The sequence below is a fragment of the Novipirellula methanifontis genome (assembly GCF_052161655.1).
In the GTDB taxonomy this organism is placed as follows: Bacteria; Planctomycetota; Planctomycetia; order Pirellulales; family Pirellulaceae; genus Novipirellula.
Genome location: NZ_CP197418.1, coordinates 6,668,528 through 6,691,082, shown reverse-complemented (window position 1 = coordinate 6,691,082; position 22,555 = coordinate 6,668,528). Strand labels below are relative to the sequence as shown.

Genomic DNA, 22,555 nt, shown 5'->3' with positions numbered 1-22,555 from the left:
TGCGGTTGTGAGCACGCGCATTGTCAGCAGCCTTGCCACCCACCGCTGATAGTTAACATCTGAAATCCATCCCCGCGTCACTTGCTCACGCTGCTGCACACCAAACTGTTCGCTGCTCGGTGTGCCCCCCCACACGGTACTGTTTATTGCAACTATGCGTTCCATTTACTTGGTACAACGAAGAAATTGGATTGCTGTACGCGGCCAAATCGAGTCCAATTTATTGTGCTTAAAACGACGCAAATCGTTAATGATCACGGGGGACTTGCTCTTCTCTAACAATTCACTGCATTAATCCAAGCCCCAACCACGCGGGGCACGCAAGATTTGTTCCCCCTCGTTTAGGTCACCACCGGAGGCGTACCATGTCGGACCACGCGATGAACGAATTGCCCATTATTGAGAACTTGTCTCTTCCGCTTGAGCGAGACGTGTTTTTACGGACGCTGATCCGCGAGCTGTCGGGGACGCTGCAAGATGTCGTTGGGCTTGAAGAGGCCGCCGGGTTTATCAGTATCGTTGGTCAACGAGTCGGCGACCAAATCAACGAAGAGTATCGCACGGCTCTGCAGGTCGACCAACTCGATCGTCACCAAGTCGCCGACGTGTTGGTCGATCTGAAGCGGCGAATCCAAGGCGACTTTTACATCGTCCAACAAGATGATGAGAAGATTGTGCTGAAGAACCGAGCGTGTCCCTTTGCTGAAAAGGTGATTGGCCGTCCGTCACTATGTATGATGACATCGAATGTCTTTGGCGTGATTGCGGCTGAAAATCTCGGCTATGCCAAAGTCGTGATTGAAGAAGCAATCGCCCGCGGTGATGCCGGTTGTACGATTGTGGTTCATTTGCGGCCGACGGAAAATGCAATGGCGGCTGATGGTCGTGAGTATCTACAAGCTTAAAGTTCGAGCCACATGTCACCCGAAGAATTTGCTAATCTTGCCAATCGCTTCTCCGAAGCGGCATTGCTGGTCTCACGCGATGGAATCGTGCTGGCCGCCAATCGGCAATTTCTCCGCTTTCAAATTTCAGCTTCTCCGATTACGGGCTGCCGGCTCACGGAATTGGCGTCCACTGCTGAAAGCGAAGTGAACAACTATCTTCGTGACTGTGCACGTAATCGTGATCCGATCGTGGGCGTTTTAACGTTCAACACGCTGCAAGGCGAAGAGGTGGCGTTTCGCTGTGATGGGGCTCTGTTGCATCATGATCCCGATCGCAGCAACACTCAACTGATGATCAAATTGGTGCCACGCGATGAATCGACAACTCAGTTTGCAGTGTTAAGTAAGAAAATCACTGATTTGAATGACGAGATGCAGCGACGTAAGCAGTTGCAGCACGAGTTGATGGCGCAACGCGAGTCTCTGCGAGTCACGTTGGCGAGTATCGGTGACGGTGTAATCGTCTCAGACACCGAAGGGTTGGTCACGTTTTTGAACCCGATCGCAGAGAGGTTGACCGGTTGGCAGCAAGACGAAGCGGTGGGCCAGTCCGTAGAGACCGTGTTCCAGATTGTGGATGAAGCGACACGCCAACCTCAAGAGAACCCGGCATCACTCGCCCTGCGTCAGCGGACGATTGTGGGACTTGCCAACCATAGCGTCTTGATCAGTAAAGACTCAAGCGAACGACCGATTGATGACAGTGCAGCTCCGATCCAAGATCGAGAGGGCCACATTTCAGGCGTGGTACTCGTGTTTCGCGATGTTTCCGAGCGACGTGCGGCTGAGATCGAACAGGGACGATTGGTTGCGTTGGTTGATTCGTCGGATGATGCGATCCTGGGTTTGACTTTCTCGGGCGTGGTTACCGACTGGAATGCCGGAGCAGAGAGGTTGTTCGGTTTCTCTGCAGAGGAAATGGTGGGGCAATCGGTATTGTCCCGAATCGTACCGGAGTCAGGAAGAGCGGAGTTCCTGGAAACACTTCGTCGCGTCGAACTTGGGGAACGAGTGGAACCCTTTGAATCGATTCGCATGCGAAAAAATGGTCAACCCGTTCCTGTCGCGATTCGTATCTCGCCGATTCTCGATAGCGAGATGAATGTGGTAGGCGCATCGGCAATCGACCGCGATGTCTCAAAACAAAAAGCGGCCGAATTGCGGCGTAACACGCGGATGGCCGCAACTCAAGTGATTGCGGACGAAAAGGACGCGGCGCAAGCGATCAAGGAAATTTTGGCGGTGCTCGGAGCCGGATTGTATTGGGATGCGGTGCGTTTTTGGAGCACCGGACCGAATCAAGATCAACTGCAACTTAGCCACGCTTGGTATTCGTCTGAATCCGATCACGCAGCGGAGTATGACGATTCGTCTCAGCTGACCTGCCAACGTGGCAATGGACTCGCCGGACACGTGTGGCAAAGCGGGCAACCGTTATGGATTTCGGATATCGCCGCGGATGATCGGTTGGATCACAAGCAATTCATCAACCAGGACGGTTTGCATGCCGCGCTGGCCTATCCCGTTGGCATGGACGATGCGTTCTTTGGCGTTATCGAGTTGTATAGCCGCGAGGTGCGAGCTCGTGATGAAGATCTGATCGAGATGCTGGGGACGGTGGTTTCGCAGTTGGTTCAGTTTCTCGAACGGTATCATGCCGAGAATAGACTTCTTCTTAGTAAACAGGAACTTGTGGACAGCGAAGAGCGGCTGCGGCTCGCAATGGATGCAGGACGAATGGGCAGTTGGGAGTGGAAAATACCTAGTGCCACTGTGATTTGGTCATCGACCTTGGAAAAAATCCATGGAGTCGCCGAAGGAAGTTTCGACGGTTCTTTTGAGGCTTTCCAGCGCGATATTTATCCCGACGATCGGGATCGTGTTCTGACCGCGATCCAAAACACGGTTCAGCAAGGACATTTGCATCATCTCGAGTATCGAATTGTATGGCCCGATGGAAGCGTTCATTGGCTCGAGTCTCGAGGGCGTCTTTTTCGAGACGATGCAGGCAATCCGATTCGTATGATTGGCATCTGTTCGGATATTACCGAACGCAAGCAGTTGGAACATACACTCCGGTTTTTGGCCGAGTCCAGTAAGTCGTTGTCGACGCTAATCGATTACAAGTCGACACTACAGAAAATCGCGAGTCTGTCGGTTCCCGATTTTGCCGACTGGTGTACCGTTGACATGCTCGAGGCCGATGGATCGGTGCAACGTTTAGCGGTGGCGCACGTGGATCCCACTAAGATTGCGCTGGCCGAGGAGCTGCATCGACGTTATCCACCCCTCCCTGATGCCGAGTACGGATTGATGAAAGTGCTTCGCACGGGCGAGGCCGAGCTGGCGTCAGAGATTCCGGACTCGTTGTTGGAAGATGCTGCGCAGGACGATGAGCACTTAGTGATGCTGCGTCAACTTTCCTTGACGTCCTACATGTGCGTGCCTCTGCGAGTTAAAGAGAGCGTATTGGGTGTCGTTACTTTTGTGGGTGCCGAATCGGGGCGCCGCTATAGCCAATCGGACTTAACGATGGCCGCCGATCTTGCCCACCGGGCGGCCATTGCGATACAGAACGCGCTGCTATATCAACAGGTTCGCGAGGCCGACCGCCGCAAAGACGAATTTCTTGCTATGCTGGCACATGAACTGCGAAATCCGCTCGCGCCGATTCGCAGCGGACTTGATCTGTTAGCCATGGACTCTGGCGGCCATCGCGAGATCGTTGAATTGATGCAGGATCAAGTGGAACATGTCGTGCGATTGGTCGACGATTTGTTGGACGTCTCACGGATCATGCGAGGCAAAGTTGAACTTCGCAAGGAAACAGTCAAGCTGGCGGATCTTGTCAGACGATCGGTGCATGCGGTCCAATCCACCGTCGAAAGCCGGCAGCAAACCTTGACCGTTCATGTGGCCACGGAGCCACTGTACGTCAACGTTGATCCCGTGCGAATAGTCCAAGTGATCGAAAACTTGTTGACCAACGCATCGAAGTATATGGATTCCGGAGGCAAGATTGACTTGACCATCGAGCGTCACGAGGAGATGGCCGTGATCACGGTGCGAGATACCGGAGTGGGAATCGAGAAAGAGCTTTTGCCGCAAGTGTTTGACTTGTTCACTCAGTCGTCGCGGTCACTCGATCGATCCCAAGGCGGGTTGGGAATTGGTTTGACACTCGTGCAGCGGCTCGTCGAAATGCACTCCGGATCGGTTTCCGCCCATAGTGACGGACTGGGCCATGGTAGTACGTTCGTTGTTCATCTACCGCTTGTCGAGGCCGGCAGCGAAACCGAGACGCAACTTTGCGACGATGCTCTGGTAGCAACGTGTCGGATTAGCGTCGTGGATGATAATCGATCGGCAGCATGGTTGTTGAAGGCTTTGCTCATGAAGGTGGGAGATCACGAAGTCGAAACCGCATCCGACGGCCCTACCCTGTTAGCACGGATCAATGATTTTCGGCCGCAAGTAGTTTTTCTCGACATCGGGCTGCCCGGCATGGACGGCCACCAAGTCGCACGAGAAATACGCAGACAACCCGAATTTGACGATGTTTTACTCATTGCCTTAACCGGTTATGGTCAAGAAGAGGATCGCAAAAACTCGCGTGCTGCCGGCTTTGACCTGCATCTCGTCAAACCGCCATCAGTGACCCAGATTAAAGGCGTGTTCTCGCATCCCAAACTTGCCGCGCACAACGCCAAAATAACGTAACGAAAGTCGCCAAGACTTTTGTTGTGGTTTGATATCCAAGGGAGCCAATCGCGAGGGCGATCCTACTTTTGGATGCAGTAGATTCGCGAGGCGGTGCGGATTAGCAATCGGTCGCCTGAGATCGCGGGCGTCGCCATCGCCATGTCGTCGTCGGATAGCGGGTTACTACCCAATAACGCGAATTCTTTGCCGGCCTTGATTACCGACGTCACGCCGTCTTCGTTGATGCAAAAAATCTTGCCGTCATAGGCCCACGGTGACGATGTGAACTCGCCTCCGTTGGGGATCCGAACCTTTGAGTAAACTTCGGAGCCATCCGCTGCATCATACGCGGCAAACAAACCACGGTCATATAACACGTACACGATTCCATCATACGCGATCGTTGTCGGATTGTACGGCGCTCCGGTCGGTTGACTCCAGACAATCGATTCGTTCGAAGTCTCAGTCCCCTGGAGTGAGATGTCTGCCTTTGCTCCTGGACGAATCGCGTACAGCGGACGATCGCTGTCACCCACATACCCCGAACTGATGTAGAGCAATCCGTTGTACTGGTAAGGGGTTGCAATCGTGATGCTCGACATGCCTGTGAGCGACCACAGTAAGTTGCCATCCAAATCGTACGAGCGAACTTTTCCGGAACCAAGCGTCACGATCTCGCGACGCACTTTGTTCTCCCAAATGTATGGAGTCGACCAGTTGCTCTTTTCGTCACGTGGTGTACGCCAGACTTGTTCGCCGGTGCGTTTGTCCAATGCCATCAAGTAAGACTCTTCGTCGTTGTCGTTGACCACATACAATCGATCGCCGAATAAAACCGGTGACGCCGCCGTCCCCCAACCATATCGCGTTTTGCGGGGCTCGAGGTTTTGCATCCACACCTCGTTGCCATCCATGTCAAAGCAGTAAACACCTACCCCGCCAAACATGACGTACACGTGTTTGCCATCGGTAACGGGGGTCTCTGATGCATAGCTGTTTTTTAGATGGATCGAGGTTTTCGGTGACGCTTTGCGGACCTGTTTTTTCCAAAGCACACCGCCGCTGTTTAAGTCCAAGCAGATCACGACCCACTCGTGTTCCGAAGCAGGAAGTTCGGGGCGATTGCCACCAAAATACAGTCCCTTCTTGGGTTCTTCGCCTTCGCCGTGGTTGATGACGGTGGTCAAAAAGACTCGGTTCCCCCAGACAATCGGTGATGACCATCCTCGACCTGGAATGTCGGTCTTCCAGGCAACGTTTTCGCTCGCGGTCCACTCGGTTGGCAAATTGGCTGCATCGGTCACCACGCCGTTCGCGTCGGGACCGCGAAACTGAGGCCATGGATCGCCCGCGACTGCAGCGATCGGAAACAGGAGCAAAGCAAACACGATCACTCCGCGGATCCTTGCTGAACGATAAAATTGCATCGTACGTACCGTTTAATTTTTTCGAGTTGAATTGTGTTTAGAAGAACAACTGTAGCAATGCGGATTGTAGCGACTCTTTGGTTCGGGCGTCAGAATCAGGAGCAACCCAAACGCCCCAATGATTGAGCGTCAGATTACGGAGGGATGCGGCGACGCCAAAACGGTCTATCATGGAAGGCCCAAACTTGTTTCGTTTCGTTCACCGCTGGATGCTTGTCTACAAACCATGAGCGATGAGGTGCCCCCTAATCATCGACCTGTCACCTGGCGAAGACGCTGGCTGTTTCCAGTCATGGCGATTCTGGTCGGCTTGGCTCCCGTGATTCTATTGGAATTGTCACTGAGATTGGTCGATTGGCATCCTCGAGTCGAGCGTCATGATCCGTTTGTGGATTTCCAAACCATCCGACCTTTATTCGTTCCGTCGGACGATGGTCAAAACTGGATAACGGCCGCCAACCGGCTCGAGTACTTTCAACCGGAATCGTTCACGGTAACGAAACAGCCCAACGAATTTCGGATCGTTTGTTTGGGAGGATCCACGGTTCAAGGCCGACCGTATTCGACTGAAACGTCCTTCACGACTTGGTTGGAACTCAGTCTGGAGGCCGCCGATCCGACAAAGCAGTGGGAGGTGATCAACTGTGGCGGCGTTTCCTACGCGAGCTATCGGCTGGTTCCCATTCTCGAAGAAATGCTGCGGTATCAGCCCGATTTGATTGTACTGGCGACCGGGCATAACGAATTCCTGGAAGATCGTTCGTATGCCGGAATCAAGCAACTACCGGACAGCGTCGCTGATGCGTACGGAAGTATGAGTCGGCTGCGGGTTTCCCAATGGGCTCAGCAACTCGTCGCCCCAGCCACCGACGGACGCGCCACCGCAGAAGAAGACAACCCAGAGGGCCAGCGCAACGTACCCCTGGACGTGCTGACGACCGAAGTGGATGCGCTGCTGGATTATCAAGGAGGGCTCGCTGCGTATCATCGTGATGCCGCATGGAAACAGTCGGTGATAAAACACTTCGACCATAATCTGCGAAGCATGATCCGTATGGCGAATACCGCCGCGGTTCCGATCCTGTTGGTCGATCTTCCAGTGAACTTGCGAGATTGTCCCCCTTTCAAAAGCGAGGATACCGCGGGCATCAGCGACACTGAGAAAAGTCGCTGCGAGCAACTTGTTGCCGAAGCTCGTGAACTTTTTTCGAACGATCGACGGCAAGCGATAAAAAAACTCGAACTTGCCGTTGGCATCAATCCTCAGCACGCAGGATTACACTACCAGTTGGCATTGCTGTACTTTGACGACAAACAATTTGATCAAGCAAAAAACCACTTCCAAATTGCCAACGACGAAGACATCTGCCCGCTGCGAATCGTAACCCCGATCCGGGATGTCATTCAACAAGCGGCACGGGACACTCAAACGCCGATGGTGCCGGCGCGTAAACGCTTCGAAACACACAGCACCGGGGGAATCCCCGGCGACAATCTATTGCTCGATCATGTGCACCCGACCATTCCAGGACACCAGGTGATTGCGGCCGAGATTATGGGCAAGCTCGAAACGCTGAAAATCGTTTCGCCACGTGATGACTGGGGGATCGAGCGAGAACAAAACTATGCACGTCACTGGGAAACGCTGACTCCGGTATACTTTGAACGCGGCAAACAGCGGCTCCGAGGGTTACAGATGTGGGCCGAAGGACGGACCAAAAAAATTCGCGACCAGGGCACCCTTGCGACCGATCCGCCGGAATCGGGGAAATGACGAGTCCGCCGATTTGGCAGTCTTTCGTGCCTGTGTAAATTTGCCGGAGGGGGCAAAGGTTTAACGCAAGACGGCACAAATTTTGCAATTAGCTGCGTTTTGCTTGCTTGCAAATTGCGTGATCCAATCCTTCTACAGAGAGTATTCAGAAATGCCCACGCGAATTTTAGCCTTGTCGCTGGTCTGCGTTTTTCTGGCAACGGGAAGTGCGTTTTCTCAGGACGTGATTTTGTATCGTCCTGTCGTGCAGCCCTTTGCCCCCGCGCCGATTGTCCCAGCACCGGTGGTTGTTGCTCGACCCGCGTACACGAACGCTTATCCCGTCGCAGCGGCGCCGGTGATGACGTCACCTGTCGTGGTTCAACGACCGATGCTCTATGAGACGCAATCGGTCGCCCCGGTGGTGTCGTACTCGCCCGCGATTCCAGCTGCCTACGCTGCACCGGTAGTGCCAGCACCGGTTGCGGTGTCACCCGTCGTCGTCCGTCCGAAAGTCTACATCCCAGGACGTCCGATCTATAACTTCTTCGAAGCGATCACGCCATAGTCGCGTGGAACTAAGTGGGATAGGCTTCCAGCCTGTCATCGGGTTTTGTCATTGAATTCCGATGAGCGTCTTGGAAGATGTCTCCCAAAATTGACTCGTTTCATGCTAACTGGAAAAGCCTGTTGAAGAGGACTTCAACAGGCTTGATTCGTTTGATGACAGGCTAGAAGCCAATTCCACATTTTCTGCAGGCCGCTTAGTTGGCTTGGACCTTGATCCGGCGAGGTTTGACCTTCTCGGATTTAGGCAGCGTCAGCGTTAGTACGCCGTGCTTCATCTCGGCCGAAATCTTTTCAGCATCAATGCTTTCACCGACCGTAAACGTGCGATGGAAATCACCGGTGCCATATTCTCCGATCAGAAATTCGCCTTCGTGCCGAGCGGCTACTTTGCCGTGGATCGTCAACTCGCGATTTTCAAATCGGATATCGAGATCCTCCACGCTGACGCCAGGCAAATCGCCGTAGAGCAACAGCTCCTCTTCGCCTTCCCAAATGTCAAAGCGTGGGACGTAGGTCGATTGATAAGTCTGCTCAGGACTAACGCTATCGCCCGACTGCTTGTCCGCATTGCTCATCGTTGTATTCATCACATTTTCTCCGAACGAGTTATATTTAGAATGGTACGGTTAGTGCCGCGAAAAAGAGCTCGTTCTTGCTCGCGTCACTGAACGATAAGGAGCGAGCAAATCGCTTAGCTCGCGTTGACTTGGATGCGGCGAGGTTTCGCTGCTTCGCTCTTGGGCATCGTCAGCGTGAGAACGCCATTGCTGAAATTCGCGGTGACCTTGTCGCTATCGACGTCGCCGGGCAAGTCGAGTGTCCGTCGGAATTTGCCAAATGCACGTTCTTGCCGATGCCATGCACCCGCTTCGCGTTCAGGCTGCTTTCGCTCGCCCGAGATCGAAAGTTGGTTGCCACCGGTGACGTAGATTTCTAGATCTTCCATTTCGAAGCCTGGCAATTCCGCCTCGACGTACAGCCTGCTGTCGTCTTCCCAGAGATTCATCAGAGGGAAGGCTCCGCGTCGAGACGTGCCGTTTCCACCGGCGACTTGGCCGAATAACCGATCCAGCTCGCTGCGAAGACGATTCACGTCTGCCATCGGTTGCCAATGTGAACTTAACATAATTGTTAGCCTCCAAAAAACTGAGTGATGTAACAGAGTGTTCGTTTGATCGACTGCCAAAAATGACACTCGAACCGCTCGTTAGCTATAGAAAAGCAACGAGCGTGCCAAACGTGCAATAGGAAGCTTGCCCGTGATCGAATTAGACAAGACTGCCTCCACCCCACCCTTTTGCGTATTCACGCCGCACCGCTACTAAGATCCAACGTCGATTCTAGCGGTGCTGAGGCTTCGTTCAGTTCCTGCGATTCAGCGTTTTAAACAGGATTCGTTGCGGCGGTTGTCGCGGATAGGAACGACGTCAGATGTGCGACGACTTTCGCTGGTTGATCGAGCATGACAAAGTGGCGAGCGTCGACAATGGGGACAAATTGAGCCCCCGGAATGTCTTTCGCCAAACGTTTCCCAAACTTGAGCAATTGGAATTTGTCATCTTCGCCCCACAGCACCAACGTCGGTACATCGATGCAGTGCAACCGGTCCGTAATCTCCGTTGTCTGGTTGGTGTTCAGTGCCGCGGCGCTGCGAATGAGTGACAACTTGCCTACTTCGGTGTGGTAGGGGGCCAATAATCCTTCCATCACGTCGGCCGGAGGCGACTTCGCAAAACCGCTTTTAAGTGCCACGTTCAAAGACGCGATCGTCGTCGATGCGGAAGCGATACTCTTAGCACTTGGATGTCCAAATTGCAGCATCAGTTCGATCGGCCACGAGTCATAGCAGACACAGTTCATCACGCACAGACGCGAAACCCGATGCGGGAACAAGGTTGCCAATCGCAGTGCCACTCCGCCGCCGATGTCATGCGCGACAAAAGCGGCTCGAGCGATCCCGAGTTTCTCCATCCATCCGTCAATCATCTCTGCTTGACGAGTGATCGAACGGTCAAAGCAGTCACGTCGATCGGAGAAACCAAATCCCAATAGATCCGGAACTAACGTGCGATGGTTGGTGGCCAGAGCAGGTAGCACTTTGTGCCACAAATATCCCCACACCGGTATGCCGTGTAGCAGTACCACCGGATCTTGGTCTGCGGTGTTGCCGCTGCCCTCGTCGACGTAGCTGACGAAGCGGTCGCCCAATTCGGTTACCTTTTGTAATGCTTGGAAATCACGCCAGTTCATTTTGCACCTCCGGTGGATTGTGGTCGCGCGTCGTTCCGCAGATTCGGGTAAATTGCTTTCGCAGGAAAGGGCGACTGCAACGATTCGTCATCGGGTTGCCACTCACGCAGACACAGTGCGACGTTAATGATCAAACCGGGCAACAGTCGCTCGAACGCCTCACAGCTCTGCAGCGTTTGATCAAAATCAATTCCTTCACCTTCCAGCCTCGCTCGTGACAACGGCACCGGGTAAGGCAGATCCGACGCCAAGCTGCGTGAACGTTCTCGCAAATGGTCTGCGGCAGCAACGTAGGTGGCGGTTTGAATCTTGGGTTTGAGTTGACGCCACACCGCATCGAGATAGTTTGGCCAGAGAGCCAAGGTGCGATAATCGCTGTTGATCGAGCGGAGTGACAGCGTTTCGACAATGTCATCGAAAATTGCTTGCAGCTCCTTCGAGCTAGGCTTCTCGTCTTCCATTTCCAGTGCCGCCATCTCAGCGGGGACACCGAATGCGATTCGCTCGACGGCATCGGTCGCCGAGTAAGGTTTGATGGATAGATCCCCATCGAGTCCCTGCCGCACTGCGGACGCAAACAGCAGTAACTTCGGATTGATGTAGTGGTAGAGTTTTAAGGCAGCGTGGATTTGAAACGCTTGGCTTTGCCCCATCGATGTCCGCCGTTTCGCATCCAGATCCCCGATCGACTTCGCCAGTTCCACCGCCGCCGAACGGAGTTGATCGGCCCCATTTTCAAAGATCCGGGTCTCGACATTGGGACGAACTGTATCCCATAAAATGGGCAGCAACCCGTGGTGCCCGGCCCACGTGCGAAAGATCAGATTGATGCCTCGAACACGTAAGATTTGCCGTATCTCGTGGTAGACCCGCTCGATTTCGCCATCCGCCGCGTACTCAGCAACGGGGCTCGGTTGTTTCGATCCAAACACAACAATCGCTCCCTATGAGATTTCCGAATACTCGCTTTGAGTGGATGTTTTCTTGAAGGGCAATGGGTTGCGAATCTCATGCCGTTCGAAGCCTTGTGGCTAAGAGGGGCGATGCGAACGACGGGGCGGAGTCGCCGGTCAGTTGGTGTTTGCCCCCCCTTTTTAATTGACGCAGGCTTTTCAGTTGACGTAGGCCACAGTCACGGGCTGTTGCGGCGTGTCGGAATTGCGTTCTCCGGTGCCAAGTTCGATCAGCGATCTTGTTTCCCACGCTGGCACAAAAGTAAGCAGCGTAGTCGGTGATCCGGCGGACTGGTTGACCAAGCGGTCCGCTAATCCAGCACCGTTTCGTCCGAGCGAACGAAGGGAGGTGGGGCGCCGTATCCGTAGTCACGTTCGATTTAAAGGGCGGCGCGGGGCTTGGCGGAAGACACGGTAGATAGCAATTGCGATTAGCTGGGCGGAGTGCGGATGACCAAATTGCGGATTTCGGTCATGTCCTCCATTGCGAACACGATGCCTTCGCGGCCCAGCCCGCTGTCTTTGACGCCACCGTAGGGCATGTTGTCGACTCGCCACGATGGCACATCGCCGATGACCACGCCGCCAACATCCAATGTGTCCCATGCTTGATGGGCCTTGTACAGATCACGCGTAAAGATTCCCGCTTGCAAACCAAACTTGCTGTTGTTCACCTCCGCAAGGGCTTTGCTGAAATCGGTAAAACGACTCAATACGGCCGCCGGTCCAAACGCTTCTTCGGTACAAAGCGTTTGATCCGCTGGCACGTTTTCCAGTAACGTCGCGTCCAGCATCGCACCGTCGCGTTTGCCTCCGCACAGCAGTTTGCCGCCTGCTGCGACCGCTTCGTTGATCCAGCGTTCGAGTCGCTCGGCCTCCTTCTCCGAAATCATCGGCCCGATAAACGTCTCTTCGACTTTGGGATCGCCAGCGACCAACGCCTTCGTGGCCGCAACCAGCGAATCACGCAGTGAGTCATAAATGTCTTCATGGACGATAATCCGCTGTACGCCGATGCAACTTTGCCCGGACTGGTAAAACGCGCCAAAGACAATACGTTTGACCGCGTCGTCTAAATCAGCATCGCGGTCGACGATACAGGCGGCGTTGCCTCCGAGTTCGAGCACGACTTTCTTTTTACCGGCTTTCGATTTCAATGCCCAACCAACGTCGGGCGAACCGGTGAAACTGAGCAGTTTCAGACGCTCGTCGGTCGTAAACAAATCGGCTCCGTCACGTGAACAGGGCAGAATTGAAAACGTCCCTTTGGGGAGATCGGTTTCGGCAAGTACTTCGCCAATAATCAGTGCCCCGAGCGGCGTGCGGCTCGCCGGTTTCAACACGAACGGACATCCTACCGCCAAGGCCGGTGCGACTTTGTGGGCAGCAAGGTTCAATGGGAAATTGAAGGGGCTGATGAAAGAGCAAGGCCCGATCGGAACGCGTTTCCACATCCCACGATAGCCGGCGGCACGAGCCGAAATTTCCAGATTCATTACCTCGCCGCTCATTCGGACCGATTCCTCGGCAGCAATCCGAAACGTGTCAATCAATCGAGTGACTTCGCCGCGAGCATCCCGGATCGGTTTTCCCGCTTCGATGCACAATGACATCGCCAATTCATCGGATCGTTCGCTGAATCGTTTCACACAGTGATTCAGAATGTCTTGACGCTCGTAGGGACGCATTGCCGCCAATGGGCCAGCGGCTTCGACACAGCCAGCGATGCCACGGTCAATCGCGTCCGCATCCGCCAACGCCACTTCGGCTGCAATTTCACCGGAATACTTGTCCAGCACCTTCAAGTCGGTATTGGGAGTCAGCGGTTCGTTGGCGAGAAAATAGGGCCAATTGCGTTTCATGATATCTCTCGAGGGTTAACGGCACGCTATATCGCGGCGCTGCGGTGCTTGATGTCGTGGTTCAGGATTTGATCATTCTCGGAGTAATCAACCGGGACTTCAATCACATGAACGGCATGCTCGGCGTGACATTTTTGTAGCAGGGGCAGTAACTCTGCAGCACTATTCACACGATGTCCTTCGGCTCCGTAGCTTTGGGCGTATTTGACAAAGTCGGGATTGCCATAATCCAAACCGAAATCACGTAGCCCCATGTTCGCCTGTTTCCACTTGATCATCCCATACGCATTGTCGCGGAGGATGACGACCACAATGTGCATATTCAATCGGACGGCGGTTTCTAATTCTTGCGAATTCATCATGAAGCCTCCGTCGCCGCAAACCGCTGTCACACTCCGCTGAGGATGGACTAACTTGGCCGCCATCGCCGACGGCAAACCCGCCCCCATCGATGCGAGTGCGTTGTCCAGCATCACGGAGTTCGGCGAGTGGGCCTTGTAATTGCGTGCGAACCAGATCTTGTAGACCCCGTTGTCCAGTGCAATGATCCCTTCGTCTTCGACTGCCTTGCGAACATCCGCCACCAATCGTTGAGGATAGATTGGAAATCGGTCATCGTCCGCTCCTTCGGCGAGCTGCAATTCACCGTGCTTTCGCACCTCCATGAATCGCGAGAAATCCCAGCTATCTTGTTTTTCAAGCAGTTCGCTGATCTGCCAAACACTGTTCGCGATATCGCCGACCACCTCGACTTGCGGGAAATAAACGGGGTCGACCGATGCCGTCGAGAAGTTCATATGGATGACTTCGACGCCACCAGGCCGCATGAAAAACGGCGGCTTTTCCACGACGTCGTGACCAATGTTGACAATCAAATCGGCAGCGTCGATCGCGCGATGGACAAAGTCGCCGCCTGACAATGCCGCATTGCCAAGAAACAGCGGGCCACGTTCATCGACCACCCCTTTGCCCATCTGTGTCGTGACAAAGGGAATGCCGAACTTGTCAACAAAGTTCCGCAGCATGTTGCAAGTCAATTTGCGATTCGCACCGCCACCCACAATCAACAACGGGTGTTTGGCTTTTTGCAAACGGTCGACCGCGGCTAGGATCGATTTGGATTCGGCGATCGGACGACGGACCAAACTGGCCTCGATCACCGGCTCTTTGGTTTCCTCTTCGGCGATGTCCTCGGGAAACTCAAGGTGTACCGCGCCGGGCTTCTCTTCCTGTGCCAAGCGAAATGCTTCCCGGACTCGCGACGGGATGTTGGACCCGCTGACCAATTGCCGCGTGTACTTAGTCAGTGGTTCCATCATCGCCACGATGTCGACAATTTGGAACTGACCCTGCTTGCTTCGTTTCACAGGTTTTTGGCCCGTGATCATCATCATAGGCATACCGCCGAGCTGAGCGTACGCTGCCGCGGTGACGAGATTGGTCGCACCGGGACCGAGTGTCGACAAACAGACACCCGCTTTGCCCGTCAAACGTCCGTAGGTCGCAGCCATAAAACCTGCTGCTTGTTCGTGACGCGTTAGAATCAACTTGATGTTGGAACGCGAAAGCGAATCGAGAAAATCGAGGTTCTCTTCGCCGGGTATCCCAAACACAAACGTGACACCTTCGTTTTCCAACGCTTTGATGAAAAGGTCCGAGGCTTTCATGGCGGTGTCTACCTATGTCAGAGTTGTCGTGGGGTCAGATCATGTCGCACATCGAGACTGCGTTGGTCTGGTGAGTTGTCAGGCGTTCGCAAGGATGCCTTTGTTATACAGCATCTAGTCGAGCGGAGCTGTGGGATGACAGAACGCCTGTGTGTTTGTCTACGTGTTTGCCAATTGCAATGGCAGCGGAACTCAACCCGTCCATACTCAATCTTCGGCGATGCGCTGCGAGCCCAATGCCATCTACTTTAGATCAGACAGCGTCATCGGACGCAGCGTGAGATCGGACCGCTGAATCATGGCGTCGACGATGATCGGGTTCATGTCGCAGTCGGTCGCCACGACGGAACGCAAATAGAAATATCCGGCGCCAGTCGTACGTGTTTGCATTTCATAGACTGCTAGCACCGGTGGCGACTGATGCCCATGCAATCGCAGTAGTCGCAACAACCGAGTGAAGGAACTGACAGGGTGAGCCGGGGCGACCGGTTTGATCGCGACGAACGGCTTCATCGGTGCCGAAAATGCTTCAACATGTCCATCAATCGGTCCGCCGAAAAACTCGACCGCTCGCAAATTGTTGGTAGACATCAGCTCATCCCCCCAGGACATTTTGCATAGACATTACTGCAATCGATGTGCCATTTTATTGTGGACTTGATGCTTTGCACCGAGTCCCTTCTCTTTAACGCCACAACCGTTTTGCTGTTAAAGCTATCACGGCCTTTTGAATTTGGTATGTGGCACTGGGGCACAAGGAATCTCACCCTTGGCAATGCCGCGGACGTAATGACGTATTAGGCATCAAGTTTGCAAAGCAGAACCTATTGGTCCGGCTGAATTGTTGCCAAGGTGACGATCCTGTGCACTGATCGATCGAACCTACTTTATCCGCGCTTGCTCCATCGTTCATTAACGACGATCTGGATTATAGCACCTCGGATGCAAGCGGAAGTTGTCTGTCAATGGGAAAGGATGCGGAATTTGTAATATTTTTCCCGTCACCGGGACGACGACCCCGAAACAGCTGATCCGCTGTCAGCTAGGTTTTGCGATATCAACTTACTTGCCGACGTTCAGACGTTGCAGCACGTTCAGGATTCTCTTGCTCAATGGCGTTAACCGCGTACGGCTGAATTGATCCCCCAATTTTCGGATTGCCTCGGCTTGCGTCGGGTACGGGTGAATTGCGGCACCTATTTTGCCCAGTCCGATGCCCGCAGTCATCGCCAGCGTGATTTCGGAGATCATGTCTCCTGCATTTTCTGCGACGATCGTCGCGCCGACGATATTGTCCGTTCCTTTCTTCGTGAACACTTTCACAAACCCGTCGTCTTGACCCTCGAGGATCGCTCGGTCGACGTCGCTAAAGTGCTGGACATAAGTATCGATTTCGATGCCCGCCTGGATCGCTTCCTTTTCGTACATCCCGACATGGGCTACCTCGGGTGACGTGTAGGTGGCCCAGGGAATGACCAAGTCACTCGCCTTCTTCTTTCCAAACGGACCAACGGCGAACAAAGCATTCTGGATCACGATTCTGGCTTGGAAATCTGCCGCGTGCGTGAACTTGTATTTCGAGCAAATGTCGCCTGCGGCATAGATGCGGGGGTTGGTCGTCTGTAAGTGATCGTTCACATCGACTCCCGATGAGTCATACGTGACATTGACCGCTTCGAGATTCAGCCCCTCGGTGTTCGGCGCGCGTCCCACGGCGACCAGCAATTGATCGACAATCACTTCTTTGGTTTCGCCCTTTTGCGTGACCTGAACTCGAATGACGCCATCGTCTGCCGGACTGAGTTTCATATCCACGGCGTCCAAGAACAGATTGACGCCATCATGTTCAAAATGTTTTTGCACCACTGCTGCCGCATCCGAATCCTCGCGAGGAAGCAGATGACGACCGCGTTCAAACAAAAACACCTCGCTGCCCAAGCGGGCGAACGTTTGAGCCATCTCGCTGCCGATCGGTCCACTGCCGACAATGCCAAACCGCTTTGGCAATTCTGTCAGCGAAAACAGATTTTCATTGGTTAAATACGAAACCGTGTCGAGTCCCGGGATCGGCGGCGCCGACGCACGAGCCCCCGAAGCGATCACCGCTTTCTTGAACTTCAACTCGCTGACTGAACCGTCTTCGCGAGTCACGTTGATGGTGTTGTCGTTGACGAACGACCCTTTTCCGAAAAAGACATCGATCCCCATTTCGGAAAACCGCTTGGCCGAATCATTGGGACTAATCTTGGCTCGCAATCGCCGCATCCGCTGCATCGCTTTTCCGAAATCAACCTCAACGCCATCTGGAACATGCACGCCATAAGGTTCGGCATCACGAACCGACGCAGCCACCCGCGCCGCACGGATCACGCCTTTGGATGGCACACAGCCGACGTTCAAACAGTCCCCCCCCATCAATTCACGCTCGATCAAGGCGACGCGAGCCCCCAGTCCCGCTGCGCCCGCGGCGGTCACCAGTCCTGCGGTCCCGGCGCCGATCACCACCAAGTGGTACGGATTGCTGGGCGTCGGGTTTTGCCACTGGGGCGGATGCACGTCGGCTTCGAGCGACTGGTTGTACTCGTCGTGAGGTTGCAATTGAATCAGTTTCGAAGACATCGATGATTCGCTTTTGGTAGAAGTGGGTTTGTTGATAAGTTCGCTATTCGTCGACATGCATTTAGCCTATTTTGATAGTTGTACCGTACGCACAGATCGCCGGGCGAATGGCGACAATGCACGCACCGATCGCAGAGCGATCAGCGACAATGGGCAAAGTTGATTGAGTTAGCAGGGGGACGCCGAGATCGCCGACTCCTTACAAAAAGATCCTTGGAAAGATAAATGAGCGACCCATTTCGCTCTCGCTCACGGAATTCGGCGTTTTTCGAATCTTTGATGTAAGGAAAGCCTCGCCACTGCGTCGTTGTCACAAAGGAGAGTCGGTAGCGTTTTCGGACGCTGCTGCCACACTAATTATTTCTCGTCGCATTAAAGAGTTTGTTGATTGCTCATGTCGCAACCCAAAACATCGCTGCAACATCGTGGCAACCCGCTGGCCAACCCGACCGAGCAATTGGTTGTCCTGATGCCGCCGCGTGGGACTGAAAAGTTCGCGGCGAAGCTAAGCGAATCGGGAGTCGAGCGGCTCGCCAGCGATCGAATCGAGATCTTGCAAGTCAATATCGGCAAACTTTGCAACATGACCTGCAGCCACTGTCACGTCGACGCGGGCCCCGATCGACGCGAAAACATGACGCTTGAATCGGTCGATGCCTGCATTCGCGTCTTGCGGGATCATCCCCAAATCCAAACGCTCGATTTGACGGGCGGCGCGCCCGAGATGAATCCAAATTTCAAGCACTTTGTTAGCCTGGCAAGATCGCTCGGCCGACATGTCATCGATCGTTGTAACTTGACCATCCTGTTGGCCAAAGGGTTTACTGACATGCCCGAGTTTTTGGCCGAAAACCAAGTCGAGATCGTCGCGTCGCTGCCATGCTATCTAGAAGAAAACACCGATTCACAACGCGGTGACGGAGCGTTCTCGAAGTCAGTCCAAGCGTTAAAACGACTGAACGATCTGGGCTACGGCCACCCAGGCAGCGGATTGATGCTGACGTTGGTCTACAACCCGGTCGGCGCCAGTTTGCCGCCGGACCAGCAGTCGCTCGAGCGTGCCTATCGAAAAGAGCTCGACGCTCGTTTCGGAATTCAGTTCAATCGTTTGTTCACGATCACCAACATGCCCGTCAGCCGTTATCTGGAATACCTGATTCAAACCAACGAGTTTGACACTTATATGCAGAAACTCGTCGACGCTTATAACCCGGCCTCGATTGACGGATTGATGTGCCGCAACACGCTGTCGGTTGGCTGGGATGGCCGTCTGTTCGATTGCGATTTCAATCAAATGTTGAATTTGGAAGTGGGCGCCGGCAACCCGACCCATATCGAGGATTTCGACTACGACGCGCTTTCCAAACGCGAGATCATCCTTGGGCAACATTGTTTCGGCTGCACCGCCGGTGCCGGATCCGGCTGCCAAGGCGCGATCGACAAATAGCCGCCCTGCCCTCCCCCGCCATTTTGAAGTATTTAGAGGCGGCAAATTAGGGCGTTTGCGTTTTGTAACTACGCTCGCCAGAGCGTGGATTGTTGGCGCGCAAATGCGAATCACCACCTTCTGGCGAAGGTAGCTACCAGAAAATGCTTCATTGCGTTGTCCTCCCCCGCCGTAGCGGAACTCTCCGTAGCGAAAATGGCAAATGTTTCAGCGGTCTGCCTTTTCGCAACTCGCCTCACCAATTTCGATCCGCACCGCAAATTAGCGAAAGTCTCTGCGACATTTCGCTACGGCCTGGAACCGTATCCTCAGCCCCTACCAGAAAAGTTACTCGCTTTTTCAAGATTACGACTAGACGACCGGTCTAATTATGGCGATAGTAGTTTGTATGAACGTCAAACACTCCGATACGCGAACCCACATTCTTGCCCAAGGGCGAGCGGTGATGGCACAAAAAGGCTTTAATGCCGTCGGGCTGACCGAGCTGCTGAAACTGGCGAATGTCCCCAAAGGCTCGTTCTACCACTACTTCGCGTCGAAGGAGAAATTTGGCCAGGCATTGATCCAGGATTATGTCGCGACCTACATGGACGATCTGGAATCGCTGCTCGGCGAGGCCGGCGGGACCGCGGCGAACCAGTTGCTCCGCTATTTCAGCTGCTGGCAAGAATCGCAAACCGATGACTGCACTACCAATAAATGCTTGGTCGTGAAGCTCAGTGCCGAGATCGCCGACTTCTCAATCGAAATGCGAGAAGCACTCCAACAAGGCACCGACCGCGTGATCGCTCGCTTGGCCAGCGTCATCGAAGCGGGTGCAAAGGACGGATCGATCCACGCAGAGCTCACCCCCGTCGAACTCGCCGAGTGGCTCTACCAATTGTGGCTCGGAGCCAGTTTGCTTGACAAATTACGTAAAAACGGAGCCGCGTTCGATGACGCAATGCGGCTGACCCGGCGTCTCATCGACGCCACTAACACCTAAATTTTTTTTAAAACACTCACTAGCCGACCGGTCTATTTAAGGAAAGAAGTACGATGAATAACTTTGATTTTCAGAACCCAACCCGCATCCTGTTTGGCGAAGGTCGCGTTGCCGATCTGGATGCCCAAGTCCCCGCAGACGCCCGCGTGCTGGTGCTCTACGGCGGACAAAGCGCCCAGCGCAACGGAACGCTTGACGAAGTGCGTGCCGCGTTGGGCAAACGCGACGTTGTTGAGTTCGGCGGGATCGAAGCCAACCCCCGTTTCGCGACGCTGATGCGTGCGGTGGAGTTGGCACGCACTGAAAAGGTTGACTTTCTGTTGGCCGTGGGCGGTGGTTCGGTGATCGATGGAACCAAGTTCGTCGCCGCAGCAATCCCCTTTGATGGAGACACGTGGAGCATCTTGGCCGAGCGGGGCGCGAACGTCACTGCGGCGGTACCGTTTGGAACCGTGTTGACGCTGCCAGCAACCGGATCGGAAATGAATCATGGCTCGGTGGTCACCAACGATGCACTCAAAGCGAAACTGGCCTTCAAGAGCCAGCATGTGTACCCTGCCTTTTCAGTCCTTGATCCGACCAAGACTTACACGTTGCCTCAGCGCCAACTTGCCAACGGCGTCGCCGACGCGTTTGTCCACATCATCGAGCAGTATTTGACTTATCCCGTCGATGCGATGGTGCAAGATCGATTTGCCGAAGGCTTGTTGCAAACGTTGATCGAGTTAGCACCCCGGTTGCAGGAAGACGATCACGACTACGCGGCGCGAGCCAACTTTATGTGGACCACCACCTGGGCTCTGAACGGTATGATCGGTGCTGGGGTTCCTCAGGACTGGGCGTCGCACATGATCGGCCATGAATTGACCGCGTTGTATGACATCGATCACGCTCGCACCTTGGCCATTGTGCTGCCATCAATGATGAACGAAATGCGTGATGCCAAGCGTGAGAAATTGTTGCAGTATGCCGAACGCGTTTGGGGGATCGACACGGGAGACAACGAGAGTCGGATCGACCAAGCCATCGAGCGAACACGCGAGTTCTTTGAAGGGATCGGCATCCCAACGACGCTCAGCGCATACGATCTAGGCAGCGAAGCGGTCGATGCGGTGGTCGAGCAACTCGAGTCGCACGGTATGACGGCGTTGGGCGAACGACACCAAGTCACGCTCGACGTCAGCCGCCGTATCCTCGAGTCCGCACTCACTCCGTCGCAACTCACGGTCTAATTCGCATCCGTAGCGAAAGACGCCTCCCCTTTGTAGCGAAAGTCGCCAAGACTTTCGGCGCAGCTTTATTTCTAACACGAACCTCTTTCCCCAAATCACTAATACAATGCCTGACTCCCACCAACAAAACCGACGCATCGTTCTGAACTCACGTCCCGACGGCGCCCCGAAGCCGGATAACTTTCGGCTCGAAACGGTCGATATACCGGAGCTCGCCGCAGGTGAAGTATTGTTGCGGACCGAGTACCTCTCGTTGGACCCGTATATGCGAGGTCGTATGAATGACGGTCCGTCGTACGCACCTCCGGTCGGGGTTGGCGACGTGATGGTGGGCGGCACCGTCAGCCGAGTGGAACAGTCTAAAAACTCCGGTTTTGCCGAGGGTGATCTTGTGCTGGGCTACAGCGGATGGCAAGACATCGCAGTGTCAGATGGCACCGATCTGATCAAATTGGACGCCAAGATGTCGCATCCCTCGTGGGCTCTTGGCGTGCTGGGGATGCCCGGCTTTACCGCCTACATGGGATTGCTGGAGATTGGCCAGCCCAAGCCTGGGGAAACCGTCGTGGTTGCTGCGGCGACCGGTGCGGTGGGCTCGGTCGTGGGGCAGATCGCGAAGCTGAAAGGATGCCGCGTCGTCGGCGTGGCAGGCGGTGCAGAGAAGTGCCGAATTGCACGCGAAGAGCTGGGCTTCGATGAATGCATCGATCATCGTGCCAGCGACTTTGCCGAGCAGTTGGCGGCAGCTTGCACTGATGGGATCGACGTTTACTTTGAGAGCGTGGGTGGCAAAGTGTTCGATGCGGTGATTCCGTTATTGAACGTTAAAGCTCGGATTCCGTTGTGTGGATTGATTGCGAACTACAACGATACCGAGCCACCTGCCGGGCCTGACCTACGGCCGCAATTGATGATGACGATGCTGGTCAAACGCATCAAGATGCAAGGCTTTATCATCTTTGACGACTATGGTCCGCGCTACAACGAATTTGTCAGCGAGATGGAGGGATGGGTTCGTGAAGGCAAGGTTCAAGTCAACGAAGACATTGTCGAGGGACTCGAAAATGCACCCGAGGCATTTATGGGACTGCTCAAAGGCAACAATTCCGGAAAACTTGTGATCCGCGTTTAAATCGGCATT

At 54.3% G+C, this 22,555-nt stretch carries 17 protein-coding genes; 8 read left to right on the top strand and 9 right to left on the bottom strand.

Features of this window, described 5'->3' with window-relative positions; translation table 11 throughout:
* Nucleotides 1–365: 365 nt before the first annotated feature.
* Both SH528x_RS24150 and SH528x_RS24145 read left to right on the top strand, forming a co-directional pair.
* Nucleotides 366–905, top strand: coding sequence for a methanogen output domain 1-containing protein (locus SH528x_RS24150; RefSeq protein WP_442506010.1), 540 nt, complete (start codon nucleotides 366–368; stop codon nucleotides 903–905).
* 12 nt (nucleotides 906–917) lie between these two features.
* Entirely contained in the window at nucleotides 918–4,667 is a 3,750-nt protein-coding gene (locus SH528x_RS24145) for a PAS domain S-box protein (RefSeq protein WP_442506009.1), read from the top strand.
* A gap of 62 nt (nucleotides 4,668–4,729) precedes the next feature.
* Here SH528x_RS24145 and SH528x_RS24140 read toward each other — a convergent pair whose 3' ends face one another.
* Nucleotides 4,730–6,076 (bottom strand): outer membrane protein assembly factor BamB family protein, encoded by a 1,347-nt coding sequence (locus SH528x_RS24140; RefSeq protein WP_442506008.1) that lies wholly within the window; start codon nucleotides 6,074–6,076, stop codon nucleotides 4,730–4,732.
* A gap of 118 nt (nucleotides 6,077–6,194) precedes the next feature.
* Between SH528x_RS24140 and SH528x_RS24135 the strand changes: the two genes are divergently transcribed.
* Both SH528x_RS24135 and SH528x_RS24130 read left to right on the top strand, forming a co-directional pair.
* Entirely contained in the window at nucleotides 6,195–7,850 is a 1,656-nt protein-coding gene (locus tag SH528x_RS24135; protein ID WP_442506007.1) for a hypothetical protein, read from the top strand.
* 151 nt (nucleotides 7,851–8,001) lie between these two features.
* Nucleotides 8,002–8,397, top strand: a complete 396-nt coding sequence (locus SH528x_RS24130) for a hypothetical protein (protein ID WP_442506006.1) — start codon at nucleotides 8,002–8,004, stop codon at nucleotides 8,395–8,397.
* A gap of 196 nt (nucleotides 8,398–8,593) precedes the next feature.
* On the opposite strand, the gene SH528x_RS24125 is transcribed toward SH528x_RS24130, so the two are convergent.
* The 8 genes from SH528x_RS24125 to SH528x_RS24090 form a co-directional block, all read right to left on the bottom strand.
* Nucleotides 8,594–8,986 (bottom strand): Hsp20/alpha crystallin family protein, encoded by a 393-nt coding sequence (locus SH528x_RS24125; RefSeq protein ID WP_442506005.1) that lies wholly within the window; start codon nucleotides 8,984–8,986, stop codon nucleotides 8,594–8,596.
* A gap of 104 nt (nucleotides 8,987–9,090) precedes the next feature.
* Nucleotides 9,091–9,525, bottom strand: a complete 435-nt coding sequence (locus SH528x_RS24120; RefSeq protein WP_442506004.1) for an Hsp20/alpha crystallin family protein — start codon at nucleotides 9,523–9,525, stop codon at nucleotides 9,091–9,093.
* 257 nt (nucleotides 9,526–9,782) lie between these two features.
* A complete protein-coding gene (locus SH528x_RS24115; protein ID WP_442506003.1) occupies nucleotides 9,783–10,649 on the bottom strand; it encodes an alpha/beta fold hydrolase in 867 nt (288 codons plus the stop codon).
* Nucleotides 10,646–11,581, bottom strand: a complete 936-nt coding sequence (locus SH528x_RS24110) for a halocarboxylic acid dehydrogenase DehI family protein (RefSeq protein ID WP_442506002.1) — start codon at nucleotides 11,579–11,581, stop codon at nucleotides 10,646–10,648. Before SH528x_RS24110 ends, SH528x_RS24115 begins: the two co-directional genes overlap by 4 nt.
* A gap of 452 nt (nucleotides 11,582–12,033) precedes the next feature.
* On the bottom strand, nucleotides 12,034–13,464 hold the full coding sequence (locus SH528x_RS24105) for an aldehyde dehydrogenase family protein (RefSeq protein WP_442506001.1): 1,431 nt from the start codon (nucleotides 13,462–13,464) through the stop codon (nucleotides 12,034–12,036).
* 26 nt (nucleotides 13,465–13,490) lie between these two features.
* Complete coding sequence (locus tag SH528x_RS24100) at nucleotides 13,491–15,131, bottom strand: acetolactate synthase large subunit (protein WP_442506000.1); 1,641 nt, start codon at nucleotides 15,129–15,131, stop codon at nucleotides 13,491–13,493.
* Between the two features lie 243 nt (nucleotides 15,132–15,374).
* Complete coding sequence (locus SH528x_RS24095) at nucleotides 15,375–15,722, bottom strand: hypothetical protein (protein ID WP_442505999.1); 348 nt, start codon at nucleotides 15,720–15,722, stop codon at nucleotides 15,375–15,377.
* Nucleotides 15,723–16,193: 471 nt separating this feature from the next.
* Entirely contained in the window at nucleotides 16,194–17,750 is a 1,557-nt protein-coding gene (locus SH528x_RS24090) for a mercuric reductase (RefSeq protein ID WP_442505998.1), read from the bottom strand.
* 394 nt (nucleotides 17,751–18,144) lie between these two features.
* Here SH528x_RS24090 and arsS point away from each other — a divergent pair, with 394 nt between their 5' ends.
* From arsS to SH528x_RS24070, 4 genes are all read left to right on the top strand, one after another.
* The gene (gene arsS / locus SH528x_RS24085) at nucleotides 18,145–19,197 is read left to right on the top strand and encodes an arsenosugar biosynthesis radical SAM (seleno)protein ArsS (protein WP_442505997.1); all 1,053 of its coding nucleotides are present in this window, start codon (nucleotides 18,145–18,147) and stop codon (nucleotides 19,195–19,197) included.
* A 388-nt stretch (nucleotides 19,198–19,585) separates the two neighbouring features.
* The gene (locus tag SH528x_RS24080) at nucleotides 19,586–20,182 is read left to right on the top strand and encodes a TetR/AcrR family transcriptional regulator (protein WP_442505996.1); all 597 of its coding nucleotides are present in this window, start codon (nucleotides 19,586–19,588) and stop codon (nucleotides 20,180–20,182) included.
* A gap of 53 nt (nucleotides 20,183–20,235) precedes the next feature.
* A complete protein-coding gene (locus tag SH528x_RS24075; protein ID WP_442505995.1) occupies nucleotides 20,236–21,414 on the top strand; it encodes an iron-containing alcohol dehydrogenase in 1,179 nt (392 codons plus the stop codon).
* 106 nt (nucleotides 21,415–21,520) lie between these two features.
* A complete protein-coding gene (locus SH528x_RS24070) occupies nucleotides 21,521–22,546 on the top strand; it encodes an NADP-dependent oxidoreductase (protein WP_442505994.1) in 1,026 nt (341 codons plus the stop codon).
* Nucleotides 22,547–22,555: the final 9 nt, after the last annotated feature.

Bases quoted from the DNA above. Each gene is read 5' to 3' on its own strand.
- SH528x_RS24150 (WP_442506010.1), top strand. From the start codon at position 366: ATGTCGGACCACGCGATGAACGAATTGCCCATTATTGAGAACTTGTCT.
- SH528x_RS24145 (WP_442506009.1), top strand. From the start codon at position 918: ATGTCACCCGAAGAATTTGCTAATCTTGCCAATCGCTTCTCCGAAGCG.
- SH528x_RS24140 (WP_442506008.1), bottom strand. From the start codon at position 6,076: ATGCAATTTTATCGTTCAGCAAGGATCCGCGGAGTGATCGTGTTTGCT.
- SH528x_RS24135 (WP_442506007.1), top strand. From the start codon at position 6,195: ATGATTGAGCGTCAGATTACGGAGGGATGCGGCGACGCCAAAACGGTC.
- SH528x_RS24130 (WP_442506006.1), top strand. From the start codon at position 8,002: ATGCCCACGCGAATTTTAGCCTTGTCGCTGGTCTGCGTTTTTCTGGCA.
- SH528x_RS24125 (WP_442506005.1), bottom strand. From the start codon at position 8,986: ATGAATACAACGATGAGCAATGCGGACAAGCAGTCGGGCGATAGCGTT.
- SH528x_RS24120 (WP_442506004.1), bottom strand. From the start codon at position 9,525: ATGTTAAGTTCACATTGGCAACCGATGGCAGACGTGAATCGTCTTCGC.
- SH528x_RS24115 (WP_442506003.1), bottom strand. From the start codon at position 10,649: ATGAACTGGCGTGATTTCCAAGCATTACAAAAGGTAACCGAATTGGGC.
- SH528x_RS24105 (WP_442506001.1), bottom strand. From the start codon at position 13,464: ATGAAACGCAATTGGCCCTATTTTCTCGCCAACGAACCGCTGACTCCC.
- SH528x_RS24100 (WP_442506000.1), bottom strand. From the start codon at position 15,131: ATGAAAGCCTCGGACCTTTTCATCAAAGCGTTGGAAAACGAAGGTGTC.
- SH528x_RS24095 (WP_442505999.1), bottom strand. From the start codon at position 15,722: ATGTCTACCAACAATTTGCGAGCGGTCGAGTTTTTCGGCGGACCGATT.
- SH528x_RS24090 (WP_442505998.1), bottom strand. From the start codon at position 17,750: ATGTCTTCGAAACTGATTCAATTGCAACCTCACGACGAGTACAACCAG.
- arsS (WP_442505997.1), top strand. From the start codon at position 18,145: ATGTCGCAACCCAAAACATCGCTGCAACATCGTGGCAACCCGCTGGCC.
- SH528x_RS24080 (WP_442505996.1), top strand. From the start codon at position 19,586: ATGAACGTCAAACACTCCGATACGCGAACCCACATTCTTGCCCAAGGG.
- SH528x_RS24075 (WP_442505995.1), top strand. From the start codon at position 20,236: ATGAATAACTTTGATTTTCAGAACCCAACCCGCATCCTGTTTGGCGAA.
- SH528x_RS24070 (WP_442505994.1), top strand. From the start codon at position 21,521: ATGCCTGACTCCCACCAACAAAACCGACGCATCGTTCTGAACTCACGT.